Source organism: Streptomyces himastatinicus ATCC 53653 (assembly GCF_000158915.1).
Lineage (GTDB): Bacteria > Actinomycetota > Actinomycetes > Streptomycetales > Streptomycetaceae > Streptomyces > Streptomyces himastatinicus.
Genome location: NZ_GG657754.1, coordinates 4,101,373 through 4,113,976 on the forward strand (window position 1 = coordinate 4,101,373; position 12,604 = coordinate 4,113,976).

Annotated in this window: 13 protein-coding genes; 7 read left to right on the forward strand and 6 right to left on the reverse strand. The window is 71.5% G+C overall.

The window, feature by feature from the left end; translation table 11 throughout:
• On the forward strand, positions 1–2,654 hold a 2,654-nt coding region (locus SSOG_RS16720), incomplete at its 5' end, for a tetratricopeptide repeat protein (RefSeq protein WP_063631568.1).
• Between the two features lie 33 nt (positions 2,655–2,687).
• Here SSOG_RS16720 and SSOG_RS16725 read toward each other — a convergent pair.
• Complete coding sequence (locus SSOG_RS16725) at positions 2,688–2,933, reverse strand: hypothetical protein (RefSeq protein ID WP_039941191.1); 246 nt, start codon at positions 2,931–2,933, stop codon at positions 2,688–2,690.
• Positions 2,934–2,940: 7 nt separating this feature from the next.
• Positions 2,941–3,813, reverse strand: a complete 873-nt coding sequence (mca, locus tag SSOG_RS16730) for a mycothiol conjugate amidase Mca (protein ID WP_009715423.1) — start codon at positions 3,811–3,813, stop codon at positions 2,941–2,943.
• A 96-nt stretch (positions 3,814–3,909) separates the two neighbouring features.
• On the opposite strand from mca, the gene SSOG_RS16735 reads away from it, so the two are divergent.
• Positions 3,910–4,320: a DUF4307 domain-containing protein gene (locus SSOG_RS16735; RefSeq protein WP_009715424.1), complete on the forward strand. Its 411-nt coding sequence runs from the start codon at positions 3,910–3,912 to the stop codon at positions 4,318–4,320.
• A 172-nt stretch (positions 4,321–4,492) separates the two neighbouring features.
• Complete coding sequence (gene greA / locus SSOG_RS16740) at positions 4,493–4,990, forward strand: transcription elongation factor GreA (protein ID WP_009715425.1); 498 nt, start codon at positions 4,493–4,495, stop codon at positions 4,988–4,990.
• A gap of 90 nt (positions 4,991–5,080) precedes the next feature.
• Here greA and SSOG_RS16745 read toward each other — a convergent pair whose 3' ends face one another.
• The 3 genes from SSOG_RS16745 to ilvA all read right to left on the reverse strand — a co-directional run bounded on the left by SSOG_RS16745 (position 5,081) and on the right by ilvA (position 8,504).
• Complete coding sequence (locus SSOG_RS16745) at positions 5,081–5,944, reverse strand: ABC transporter permease (protein ID WP_009715426.1); 864 nt, start codon at positions 5,942–5,944, stop codon at positions 5,081–5,083.
• Positions 5,944–6,936, reverse strand: a complete 993-nt coding sequence (locus tag SSOG_RS16750; protein ID WP_009715427.1) for a daunorubicin resistance protein DrrA family ABC transporter ATP-binding protein — start codon at positions 6,934–6,936, stop codon at positions 5,944–5,946. Before SSOG_RS16750 ends, SSOG_RS16745 begins: the two co-directional genes overlap by 1 nt.
• 293 nt (positions 6,937–7,229) lie before the next feature.
• Positions 7,230–8,504 carry a threonine ammonia-lyase gene (gene ilvA / locus SSOG_RS16755; RefSeq protein ID WP_009715428.1) on the reverse strand — a complete coding sequence of 425 codons (1,275 nt, stop codon included), beginning with the start codon at positions 8,502–8,504 and terminating at the stop codon, positions 7,230–7,232.
• A gap of 158 nt (positions 8,505–8,662) precedes the next feature.
• Between ilvA and SSOG_RS16760 the strand changes: the two genes are divergently transcribed.
• The 3 genes from SSOG_RS16760 (at position 8,663) to SSOG_RS16770 (ending at position 10,050) form a co-directional block, all read left to right on the forward strand.
• Positions 8,663–9,163, forward strand: a complete 501-nt coding sequence (locus SSOG_RS16760; protein ID WP_009715429.1) for a MarR family winged helix-turn-helix transcriptional regulator — start codon at positions 8,663–8,665, stop codon at positions 9,161–9,163.
• Positions 9,164–9,298: 135 nt separating this feature from the next.
• A complete protein-coding gene (locus SSOG_RS16765; protein ID WP_039937823.1) occupies positions 9,299–9,802 on the forward strand; it encodes a sigma factor-like helix-turn-helix DNA-binding protein in 504 nt (167 codons plus the stop codon).
• On the forward strand, positions 9,799–10,050 hold the full coding sequence (locus SSOG_RS16770; protein ID WP_009715431.1) for a hypothetical protein: 252 nt from the start codon (positions 9,799–9,801) through the stop codon (positions 10,048–10,050). Before SSOG_RS16765 ends, SSOG_RS16770 begins: the two co-directional genes overlap by 4 nt.
• Before the next feature lie 13 nt (positions 10,051–10,063).
• Here SSOG_RS16770 and SSOG_RS16775 read toward each other — a convergent pair whose 3' ends face one another.
• Positions 10,064–11,215, reverse strand: coding sequence for a cystathionine gamma-synthase (locus tag SSOG_RS16775; RefSeq protein ID WP_009715432.1), 1,152 nt, complete (start codon positions 11,213–11,215; stop codon positions 10,064–10,066).
• 138 nt (positions 11,216–11,353) lie between these two features.
• Between SSOG_RS16775 and SSOG_RS16780 the strand changes: the two genes are divergently transcribed.
• On the forward strand, positions 11,354–12,451 hold the full coding sequence (locus SSOG_RS16780) for a hypothetical protein (protein ID WP_009715433.1): 1,098 nt from the start codon (positions 11,354–11,356) through the stop codon (positions 12,449–12,451).
• Positions 12,452–12,604 lie beyond the last annotated feature (153 nt).

The following is a 12,604-nucleotide window of genomic DNA, read 5'->3' on the forward strand; positions in this document are numbered from 1 at the left end:
GCACCGTGTTGGAGCAGTCCTTCGGCCATCTCCCCCAGGCGGACGGCCCGTTCGCCGGGCGCCGCGCGCAGACCGGCCAGATCGCCCAGTGGGTGCACCAGGCGCGGGCCAGCACCGAGACCAAGCCGACGGTGGTGCTGCTGGAGGGCCCGCCGGGCTCGGGCCGCACCATGCTGGCCGTGCGGGCGGCCCATGAGCTGCGCGACCAGTTCCGGGGCGCGTGCCTGGTGGATCTGCGCGGGGACAGCGCCGAGCAGGCCCCGCTGTCGACCCGCGACGCGCTGCTGCATCTGCTGAACCGGCTGGGGGCGCCCCGCGACCAGCTGCTCTTCCGGGAGCGGGCGGGCCAGGACCAGCACCTCAAGCGGCTCACCGAGCTGTATCACCAGCATCTGACCGGGCTGCCCGTCACGATCGTGCTGGATGACGCGAGCGACGCCGAGCAGGTGTGCACGTTGGTCCCGGAGCGGTCCGACAGCCTGATCCTGGTCACCTCGCGCACCCCGCTGACCCTGCCGCCGGACCTGGCCGCGTGGGTGCACCGGCTGGAGGTCGGCCCGCTGGACCAGTCGGGCGCCGAGGAGCTGCTGCGGGTCTCCGCGGAGAACCCGGCCGGACCCGGCCCGTACGACGGGCAGTCCGTGGAGCGGATCGCCGAGCTGTGCGGGCGGCTGCCGTTGGCGCTGCGGATCGCGGGCTCCTCCCTGGGTCCGCGTACCCCCTCCGTCCTCGCCACCGACCTGGAGGCGTACGGGCCGGTCGGCCCGGTAGAGCGCACCCTGTGGCTGCGGTACACGGACCAGCAGGACGGCGCCCGGCGGCTGTTGCGGCGCCTCGCGCTGGCCGGGCGGGCGAGCATGGGCGCGGCGGCGGCCGCGGCGCTGCTGGGCGCCGATCAGGAGGAGGCGACCCGCCATCTGGACGCGCTGGGCCGGGCCGGGCTGATCCAGCATGTGCGCGGCAGCCGCTACCGGCTGCACGACCTGGTGCGCTCGTTCGCCGCCGCCCGGCTGGCGGACGAGGAGGAGCCCGAGCAGCGCACCGCCGCCCAGGAGCGGCTGATCCGTAGCTATGCCGAGCTGGCGGACTCGGTGATCCGGCTGGTCGACGGCAAGACGTCCACCCGCGCCGATGTCTTCACCAAGGGCGCGGCGGGCGGCCACGGCTTCACCTCGCTGGACGCGGCGCTGGGCTGGCTGGACGACGAGTCGAGCTTCATCACGGCGGCGCTGCGCCACGCGGAGGGCGTGGACCAGTCCGCGGTGCTGCATCTGCTGGGCGCGCTGTGCGACTACTGCCTGCTGCGCGGCGACCTGTACCGGCTGGGCGAGATCAGCGAGCTGACCCAGGCCGTCGACCAGGGGCTGCTGGTGCGGTCCGTGCAGTGGCGCACCGGGATCGCCGCCCGCCAGCTGGGCGAGCTGGACCAGGCCCGTACGACGCTGTCGTCGGTGGTCGACCTGTATTTCGAGGCCCAGCACGAGGCGGGCGCGGCCCGCGCGCTGTGCAGCCTGGGCATCACCCTGCACCACCAGGGGAATCTGACGGAGGCCGCTGCGAAGCTGCGCGAGGCGCTGGCCCTTCAGACGCCCGACGCGCTGCGCGGGGACCGCGGGTGGACGATGCACGCGCTGGCCGCCGTGGAGCGGGACCGCGGGCAGCTCGCCGAGGCGCTGGATCTGCTGCGGCAGGCGCTGGAGCTGCACCGGGAGTCCGAGAGTCTGCACGGCCAGGCGTGGGCGCACTTCCAGCTCGGCCAGGCGTGTCTGCGGATGGGCGACGTGCCGCGCGCGGAGGCCGAGCTGCGGGACGCGCTGGACGCGTACGACCGCACCCACGACCAGCGCGGCGAGGCCTGGGCGCTGACCCAGCTGGCCCGCGCCCGGCTGGTGGCCGGGGAGCCGTCGGCGGCTGTCGACCAGCTGCGCCAGGCCCTCTCCCGGCACCGGGACAACGAGGACGCGCGCGGTGAGGCCTGGTCGCTGTACTACCTGGGCCAGGCGCTGGAGGAGCGCGGCGACCGGGACGCGGCGGTGCGCGAGCTGGAGCGGGCCCGCACGATGTTCAGCCGGATGAGGGATGTGTACGGGCTGGCGTGTGCCCGGCACCACTCGGCGCGGGTCACCCGTGATCTGCGGGCGGCGCAGACCGGCTCGCTGCGCAACAGCGGCTTCGCGCGGCAGCTGTTGCAGGACGCCCGGCAGGACTTCCACCGGGTGGGGGTGGCCCATGGCGAGGCGTGGTCGTGCGTCGAGCTGGCGGTGGTCGACGCGGGGAACGGCCGGACGGTGCAGGCCCTGGAGCTGGTGGACGAGGCGGCACGGCTGTTCGCGGGGTACGGGGACCGGCGTGGCGGCTCCTGGGCCCGGTTCCTGCGCTGCACGCTGCTGCCGTTCGCCTCGGCGGGCGGCTCGGTCATCGGCACGGCGGTGGCGCAGGAGGAGCTGGCGGAGCTGCTGCGGGAGCTACGGGAGCCGGGCGGGGCCGCGGCGGGCGGGGATCCCCGGCTGGAGGAGTGCGCGGAGGCGTTCGCGCTGGTGCTGGAGCGCGGTGTGGAGCCGGAAACGGGGTGGCAGGCCTGGCAGCTCGGCATGGTGCCGAGCCGCCGCTCCCGCGAGGTCATGGCCGTGCTGTCCGGCGAGACCCGCGCCTGAGCCCGGCCCGAGCCCAGGAGTGAGGGGGTGCCTCTACGCCGTGCGCTCCCCCTTGGCCTTCGGGGAGGCGGTGGCCCGGGCTTCACCGGACTGCGGCTCCTCCTCGAAGTCCACCTTGTTCATGTGCTTGTTCATGGACTTCATCAGGAGCCACACCGCGACGCCGATCAGTGCGAAGACGACGAACCCGAGCAGGCCCGGGGTCACCTTGTTCTCGTCCAGATCCTTGGCGGCAAGCGGGACGAGATGCGTCATGGCGAGGGTGCTGGTCGCGCTCATCATGGGGTCAATTGTTGCGGATGCCCGCGAAGAGGTCGTCCTCGGGGAGGGAGGTATCCACGAGCGACTTCGCGAGCTCGTATTCTTCCGTCGGCCAGACCTCCTTCTGGATGTCCATGGGCACCCGGAACCAGCCGCCGTCGGGGTCGATCTGCGTGCGGTGCGCGATCAGCGCCTTGTCGCGGATCTCGAAGAAGTCGGCGCACGGCACATAGGTGGTCAGGGTGCGCTCGCGCCGGGAGAACTCCTTCCAGCGCTCCAGCCACTCCCCGTACGGCGAGTCCAGGCCGCGGGCGAGCAGCGCCTCGTGCAGGGCGACGGTGCGCGGCCGGTTGAAGCCCTGGTTGTAGTAGAGCTTCTGCGGCTGCCAGGCCGGGCCCGCCTCGGGGTACTTCTCGGGGTCCCCGGCCGCCTCGAAGGCCACCATCGTGATCTTGTGGGTCATGATGTGGTCGGGGTGCGGATAGCCGCCGTTCTCGTCATAGGTGGTGATCACCTGCGGCCGGAAGGAGCGGATCAGCTTCACGAGCGCGCCCGCCGCCTCGTCCACGTCCTGGAGCGCGAAGCAGCCCTCGGGCAGCGGCGGCAGCGGGTCGCCCTCGGGCAGCCCGGAGTCCACGAAGCCCAGCCACTCCTGCTTCACGCCGAGGATCTCGCGCGCCTCGTCCATCTCCTTGGCGCGCACCTCGTGAATGTGCTCCTCGATGTACGGATCCCCCTGGAGCTTGGGGTTGAGGATGGAGCCGCGCTCACCGCCCGTGCAGGTCGCGACCAGCACGTCCACCCCCTCGGACACGTACTTGGCCATGGTGGCCGCGCCCTTGCTCGACTCGTCATCCGGGTGCGCGTGCACGGCCATCAAACGCAGCTGCTCAGTCAAGTTCGATCCTCAGTGATTCGTCGCGGAAGACGGCTTCTATAGTGACCCACAACGGGCCCGAATAATTCCGGGTCTCCGAAGCAGGAGGAAGCGATCATGTCGGCGGTGCGTGCGGGCCTTCCCGAGGGGCGCTACGGGCGCTCCGCGGATGAGCGGGCCGACCGCAAGCTGAAGATCATCGGCGCGGTGCTGGGTGCCGGTCTGATCGCGCTGATCGCCTGGTTCGGATACGCGTACGTCGTCGATCAGGACGTCAGCGGCCAGCTGACCGGTTTCAAGGTGACCGCGGACGACACCGTCGATGTCCGGCTGGAGATCACCAAGGACAAGGACGCCACCGCCGTGTGCACGGTGCGCACCCTGGACACCTACCACGAAGAGGTCGGCCGCAAGAGCTTCACCTTCGGCCAGCGCCAGGACGACATGATCAAAGTCGTGACGGTGCGTACCACCGCGCGTGCGACCAGTGCCGAACTGATCGGCTGCGACTCCGCCGCGAACAGCTGAAACGGGCCCGCCCGAACTGACCGGGTTTACCCCGGTTCATGCGCATGGAGCTGAGTTCCCTCCTCCCCGTTTCCTGTCGGAATTGTTAGGCTCGTGGTTTCGCCCGGCTTTGAAGGCGCACCCTTCTGAGTAGGGCGTTCATTTGTATTCCCAGCACCGACGAGGAGCACCTGTGACCCAGACCAGCGAGAACGTCACCTGGCTGACCCAGGAGGCGTACGACCAGCTCAAGGCCGAGCTGGAGTACCTGTCGGGTCCGGCACGTATCGAGATCGCGAAGAAGATCGAGGCTGCCCGGGAGGAAGGTGACCTCCGGGAGAACGGCGGTTACCACGCCGCCAAGGAGGAACAGGGCAAGCAGGAGCTCCGGGTGCGTCAGCTGACGCAGCTCCTGGAGCACGCGAAGGTCGGAGAGGCACCCGCGGACACCGGCGTGGTCGCCCCCGGCATGGTCGTCACCATCGCCTTCGACGGCGACCCGGACGACACCCTGACCTTCCTTCTCGCCTCTCGTGAATACGCCAGCGCGGATGTCGAGACCTACTCGCCGCAGTCCCCGCTGGGCACGGGCGTGAACGGCAAGAAGGTCGGCCAGGACGCCGAATACGAACTCCCCAACGGCCGTACGGCATCGGTGCGCATCCTGGATGCCAAGCCCTACCAGGGCTGAGCACCCGACCAACGCCCTCGCGACTCACGGCGAGCCCCCGGCCCCGACGCGGCCGGGGGCTCGCCGTATGACACACCCCGGGACCACCCCTCAGGCGGTCGCCGAGCGGTACTTCCGGACCGACAGCGTCCGGAACACCACGATGATCACCACGGACCACAGGACCGACGCCAGCACCGGATGCTGCATCGGCCAGGCGTCCGAGACCACGCCCTGCGGATTGCCGAACAGCTCCCGGCAGGCCTGCACCGTGGCGCTGAACGGGTTCCAGTCCGCGATGTGCCCCAGGAACTCGGGCATCTTGCTGGACGGCACGAACGCGTTCGAGATGAAGGTCAGCGGGAACAGCCAGATCAGCCCGCCCGACGTCGCGGCCTCGGGGGTCCGTACCGTCAGCCCGATCAGCGCGCCGATCCAGGAGAAGGCGTAACCGAGCAGGAGCAGCAGACCGAAGGCGCCCAGCGCGCTGAGGATTCCGTCGTGCACCCGCCAGCCCACGATGAGCGCGACGATCGCCAGCACGACCAGCGTCAGCGCCGTCTGCACCAGATCCGCGAGCGTACGGCCGGTGAGCACTGCCCCGCGCGCCATCGGCAGGGAGCGGAACCGGTCGATCAGCCCCTTGTGCATATCGTCGGCGATCCCCGCGCCCGCGCCCGCCGTCGCGAAGGTGACGGTCTGCGCGAAGATCCCGCCCATGAGGAACTCGCGATAGACGTCCGCGTCCGCACTGGCCTGCCCCGGCACCATGATCGCGCCGCCGAATACATAACTGAACAGCACCACGAACATAATGGGCTGAATTAGGCCAAAAATGACCACTTCTGGAATCCGTACCATGCGGATCAAGTTCCGCCGGGCGACCACCAGCGAGTCCCGGACCCCCGCGAGCGGGCCGCCGCGCGGCCGGGGGGCGGTGGCGACGGTGGCGCCGGACTCCTCGACAACAGCCATCACTTGCCTCCCTTGCGTGCGGCACTCTTCACGCCGTTCTCCGCGTCGCCGTCCTCGGCGCCGTGGCCGGTCAGCGAGATGAAGACGTCGTCGAGCGTCGGGCGGCGCAGCCCGATGTCGTCGATCTCCACTCCACGGGTGTCCAGTTCGCGGATCACCTCGGCGAGCAGCTTGGCCCCGCCGACCACCGGCACGGTGACCTTGCGGGTGTGCTCCTGCACCGTGGTCTCGCCCTTGCCCAGCACCCGCAGCACCTGCTCGGTGACCGCGATGTGCTCCCGTTCGTGCACCACGACCTCCACCCGCTCCCCGCCGATACGGGCCTTGAGCTGGTCGGCGGTGCCGCGGGCGATGACCTTGCCGCGGTCGATCACACAGATGTCATGGGCCAGATGGTCGGCCTCCTCCAGATACTGGGTGGTCAGCAGCAGCGTCGTACCACCGGCCACCAGCTCCTGGATGACCTCCCACAGCGCCTGCCGGTTGCGCGGATCGAGCCCCGTGGTCGGCTCGTCCATGAACATCACGGGCGGGCTGACGACCAGCGCGGCGGCGAGGTCGAGGCGGCGGCGCATACCGCCGGAGTACGTCTTGGCGGTGCGGTCGGCCGCGTCCGCGAGGTGGAACTGCTCCAGCAGCTCGTCCGCGCGGGACTTCGCCTCGCGCGCGCCCATCTGGTACAGCTGCCCCACCATCCGGAGGTTCTCCCGGCCCGTCAGATACTCGTCGACGGCGGCGAACTGGCCGGACAGACCGATGGACCGACGGACCTCATTGGGGTTCTTGAGCACGTCCACCCCCGCGACCACCGCCGTCCCGCTGTCCGGGCGCAGCAGCGTGGTCAGCACGCGCACCGCGGTGGTCTTGCCTGCGCCGTTGGGGCCGAGCAGTCCGAGCACGGTTCCTTCCGGCACGTCGAGATCGACGCCGTCCAGAGCCCTTACGTCGCCGAAGGTCTTCACCAGGCCCTCGGCATGGATCGCGCCTGGCATGTTGGCACTCCCAGAGTTGGGTGTTCCCGGGTTGAGTCAGGTCCACGAAAGATCGTTTGACGTGACGTGCGGCGAATGTTTCTCGCCACGCATGGACGCGTCCCCTCAATAAAGGCATATGTCCGCCCACAAGGGCAGCGTCCCGACAGCAAGTGGAGAGAATCATAGCGCAGACGCGATACATCGCGATATACGCGAGTTGACGAATCGCCCTACGCGAGCGGTCGGACGCGAGCCGTTCTACGCGACCCGTCAGACGCGGGCCGTCCTGCGCGACCCTCAGACGCGGGCCGTCAGATCATCACCGTGTAACCCGCCCCGTGCAGCGCCTCCCTGACCGCGGCGCAGTGCTCCGGCCCCTTCGTCTCCAACTGAAGCTCCACCTCCGCCTCGCTGAGCCCCAGCCGCGGATTGATGCGCACATGACTGATGTCCAGCACATTGGCGTCCACCGCCGACAGCTCCGCCAGGAGCGTCGCCAGCGCCCCCGGCCGGTCGGTGAGCCGCAGCCGCAGCGACAGATAGCGGCCCGCCGCGGCCATGCCGTGCCGCAGGATCCGCTGCATCAGCAGCGGATCCACATTGCCGCCGGACAGCACCGACACCACCGGACCCTCGAAGGACTCCGGATCCGACAGCACCGCCGCCACCGGGCTCGCCCCCGCGGGCTCCACCACCAGCTTCGCCCGCTCCAGACACAGCAGCAGCGCGCTGGACAGCTCGTCCTCGCTGACCGTACGGACCTCGTCGACGAGCGCGTTGATGATCCCGAACGGCACGTCGCCCGGCCGCCCCACCTTGATGCCGTCCGCCATCGTCACCGGCGCCTCGACCGACACCGGCCGCCCCGCCGCCAGCGACGGCGGATACGCCGCGGCGCCCGCCGCCTGCACCCCCACCACCCGCACATCCGGCCGCAGCGCCTTCACCGCCACCGCGATCCCGGCCGCGAGGCCGCCCCCGCCGATACCCACCACGATCGTGCGCACCTCGGGGCACTGCTCCAGGATCTCCAGGCCCACCGTGCCCTGCCCCGCGATGATGTCCGGGTGGTCGAACGGATGGATGAAGACCGCGCCCGTCTCCTCCGCGTACCGCTGCGCCGCCCGCATCGTCTCGTCCACGATCTGGCCTTCCAGCCGGACCTCGGCGCCATAGTCCCGCGTCGCCGCGATCTTCGGCAGCGGCGCGCCCTCGGGCATGAAGACGGTCGACCGCACCCCCAGCAGCGACGCCGCGAGCGCGACGCCCTGCGCATGGTTCCCGGCGCTCGCCGCGACCACCCCCGCGGCCCGCTCCTCCGCCGTCAGCCGAGCGATCCGCACATAGGCGCCGCGCAGCTTGAACGAGCCCGTACGCTGGAGGTTCTCGCACTTCAGCTGCACCGGGGCGCCGACCAGACCGGTCAGATAGCGGCTGCCCTCCAGGGCGGTCAGCCGGGAGACCCCCGAGAGCACCTTCTGCGCCTCGCGCACATCGTCCAGGGTGATCGCGAGCGGGGTGGACGGTACGGAGCGTGCGGGTCGGGCCGTGCCGGGCCCGTCCTCTCCGCCGGGTCGTGGAGCCATGGCCCCAGTCTCGCAGCTCAGCTGAAACACGGCCGTGCCGGGGCGAGCGGGGGTTGGCCGGTTGTGGGCAGGTTTCCGCAGCCCCCGTACGGGCCGGGCCCGGGCCGCGTACTCTGTGCCACATCCCACAGACCACCGCATGAAGTGAGCCCTAGGCCATGCCCACCCAATCGGACATGACGACTCAACTCGACACAGGCGTACTGGATTCACTCCAGCACCAGGTCGCGGTCTTCGCCCGCCGCGCGGAGCAGACCCGGCTCGGCGGCGTCGGACAGGCCCGCAACTCGATGGATCGCGCCGCCTACCTGCTGCTCAACCGGCTCGACCAGGAAGGCCCCATGGGGGTCAAGGCCCTCGCCGGAGGCATGGGCATCGACTCGTCCACCGTGACCCGGCAGGTCGCCCCGCTGGTCGACTCCGGCCTGGTCAAGCGCACCTCGCACCCCGAGGACGGGCGCGCCGTCGTCCTCCAGCTCTCCCCACGCGGCAAGGCCCGCCTGGAGGAGGTGCGCTCCTCGCGGCGCGAGCTGATGGCGCAGGTCACGGACGAATGGACGGTGGAGGAGCGCGATATGTTCTGCGATCTGCTCACCCGTTTCAACGTCGCCCTGTCCGCCGCGCACGGCGCGGTGCCGCAGGCGGCACCGGCGTCCTGAGCCACGGGGACGCCCGTTCGACCATCGACCGTCGATCTTCGACTGCTGACCTTCGACCGGTCTCCGTGCCGACCGAACCCTTGACCGGGCGCCCGTGCCTGCCGTGTCCTTGAGGGACAAAAGGCGGAGGGCGCGGTGCGAGAGCGGCGGGCAGCACGGGAGAGCCGCCGGGCCCGGGAATTCGAGGCATTCGTCGCGGGCGCCGGTGGCAGGTTGCTGCACGCGGCCACACTGCTCACGGGGGAACCGACTGGGAACGCCCAGGACGACACCGAAGCCGCGCAAGCCCTGCTGACCGTCGCGCTCGCGCGCACCTACGCCCGCTGGGACCGGCTGCGCGGCGAGGATCCGTACGACCGCACCCGCCAGGAGCTGGCCGCCCTCTACGCCCACCGGGCCCGGCGCTACCGCCGCCCGCGCGGCGGCCTGCTGGACCGGCTCACCCCGCGTGAGCGGCTGGTGCTGGTGCTGCGGCTGTACGAGGGGGTCGCGGAGGAGCAGACGGCGGCCACGCTCGGCCTGCCGGTCGAGCGCGTACGGGCCATCTGCACCCGCGCGGTGACCCTGATGCGCACCGCCCCGCCCCGCGCCCCCGGCGCGCCTCCGGTCGCCGGTCACCCGGCGGGAGCGGCGCGATGAGCTTCCCGGACCGCAAGGAGGACCAGGTCCGCCGGATGCTGGAGGGACCGCATCCGGTGCTGCCGCCGGATCTGGCCGGGCGGGCGGCCGGGCGCGGGCAGCGGATGCTGCGCCGCCGCCGGGCGGCGCGGACCGTCGGCTGGGCGGTGCTGCTCGCCGCGGTCGTCGCGTTCACCGTCTGGGCGGCGGTGGTCCATCCATGGGCGGGGCCGCCCGCCGACACCACCCCTCCGCTGGAGGGGTGGTGAATCGCGACGGACTTCAGGCGAGCGCCTGGGTCAGATCCCCCAGCAGGTCGTCGATGGACTCGATGCCCACCGACAGCCGTACGAGATCCGCCGGCACCTCCAGCGCCGAACCGGCCGCCGAGGCGTGGGTCATCCGCCCCGGGTGCTCGATCAGCGACTCGACACCGCCCAGCGACTCGCCGAGCGTGAACAGCCGGGCCCGGTTGCAGACCTCGACCGCCGCCTCCTCGCCGCCGGTGACCCGGAACGACACCATGCCGCCGAAGGCCCGCATCTGCTTGGCGGCGATCTCGTGGCCCGCGTGCTCGGGCAGCCCCGGGTAGAAGACCTCGGTCACCTTGGGGTGGGCGACGAGCAGTTCCGCGACGCGCGTGGCGTTCGCGCTGTGCCGGTCCATCCGTACCCCGAGGGTCTTGATGCCGCGCAGCACCAGCCAGGAGTCGAAGGGGGCGGCGACGGCGCCCATCGCGTTCTGGTGGAAGGCGAGTTCGTCGCCGAGGCCCGGGTCGGAGACGATCAGCGCACCGCCGACGACGTCCGAGTGGCCGCCCATGTACTTGGTGGTGGAGTGCACGACGACGTCCGCACCGAGCGCCAGCGGCTGCTGGAGGTAGGGGCTGGCGAAGGTGTTGTCCACGACGAGCCGGGCCCCGGCGGTGCGGGCGATGTCGGCGAGCGCGGCGATGTCGGTGATGCCCAGCAGCGGGTTGCTCGGCGTCTCGACCCAGATCACCTTCGTACGGGGGCGCAGGGCGGCCCGTACCGCCGCCGGGTCGGAGGTGTCGGCGACCGACCACTCCACGCCCCAGCGCTCGACGACCTTGGAGAAGAGGCGGAACGTACCGCCGTACGCGTCGTCCGGGATCACCACGTGGTCGCCCGGCACCAGCAGCGTGCGCAGCAGGCAGTCCTCGGCGGCGAGGCCGGAGGCGAAGGCGAGCCCGCGGCGGCCCCCCTCCAGGGCCGCCAGGTTCTCCTCCAGGGCGGTGCGGGTGGGGTTGGCGGAGCGGCTGTACTCATAGCCGCCGCGCAGGCCACCCACCCCGTCCTGCTTGTAGGTGGAGACCTGGTAGATCGGCGGAACAACGGCGCCGGTGAGCGGGTCCGCCTCCTGGCCCGCATGGATGGCGAGCGTCTCGAAGCTGTGGGGGTGCTGGTCGGTCATGGGCCCGAGCGTAACGCGCGGCGGCCACCTGGGGGATTTCCCTGCCGCCCGTCAACGATTCAACGGCCGTCATCAATGTCCGCCATGGCGCATAGGCTGGACCACAAGCCGTCACGGGACTTCACACGGGGACACCTCATGGAGCTTCTGATCTTCCTCATCGCCGTCGTCATGATCGGCGGGCTGATCGTGCTGCCCGCGCTGCGGCGCAGGCGCGGCGGCCGCGAGACCCTGAAGGGCGCGATGCGCGCCACGGACCCGGGTGAGTACGGCTTCGTACCGCCCGAGCAGCTCGACGTACGGCTGCCCGGCCCCGACCCCCAGCTCATCGAGGTGCTGGAGGAGGTCCAGTCCGGTCAGGACTGGCAGCCCGCCGCCCGGCTGCTCGCGCTCACCGACGCGACCTCCGAACTGCGCTGGCAGCGCGTCCAGACCCTCGCCGGCGCCGCCGCCCACGCACTCGCCCAGGCCCCGGGCCGGGGCGGGATGTGGCTGCGCACCTGGCGCGTCGCCGCCCCCGAGGACCCGGGCGCGGCCGCCGTGCAGGCGGAGTTCCTGGTCCGGCAGGCGATGCTCGACCCGTCCTCGCAGGACTTCCGGATGATCCTGGAGGAGGCCCGGGACGTCTGCCACGAGGCCGCGCGGCTGGCCCCGGACGACCCCGTTCCGTACATCGTCGAACTCGGCGTCGCCCGCGGTCTCCCCTACCGGCAGGCCGACTTCGAGGAGCTGTGGACCAAGGTCACCGACCGCGCCCCGCACCATATGGGCGCCCACCTCGCCGCCCTCCACTACTGGTGCGAGAAGTGGCACGGCTCCCAGGACCGCGCCGACCGCTTCACCCACGCCGCGGCCGCCGCCGCCCCCGGCAAGAGCCTCCTCCCCGCCCTCCCCCTCTTCGGCGTCTTCGAGCACCTCCCCGAGGTCAACCTCGTCCGCAGCCTGTACCAGAGCGACGTGGTCACCAAGGCGGTCGAGGGCGCCCTGTACGCCGTCCGCCAGGCCCCCGCCGACCACCCGGTCCTCCCCCACGTCCGCCACCTCCTGATCTGGTTCCTGGTCCGGTCCGAGCGGTACGCGGACGCCATGGAGCAGCTGCGCCACGTGGACGGCCACGTGGGCGCCGTGCCCTGGTCGTACGGGGCGGACCCGGCCGCCGAGTACGCCGTCTACCGGGCCCTGGCCGTCGCGGGCTGGGAGGGCCGGGGCGGCTCCCCGGCGACCCTGCCCAAGTGAGCGGCGCCGCGGCTGCCCGGCGACCCTGCCCAGCTGAACGGCCCGGCGGAATTCGCACGCGTCCCCGCCCGTTGTAAGCAATAGCCGCCGCACTGCCCCTGCCGTCCCCCTCGAGCCAGCCCTCGCGGATGCTGTTCAACCGCCGCCAGAACC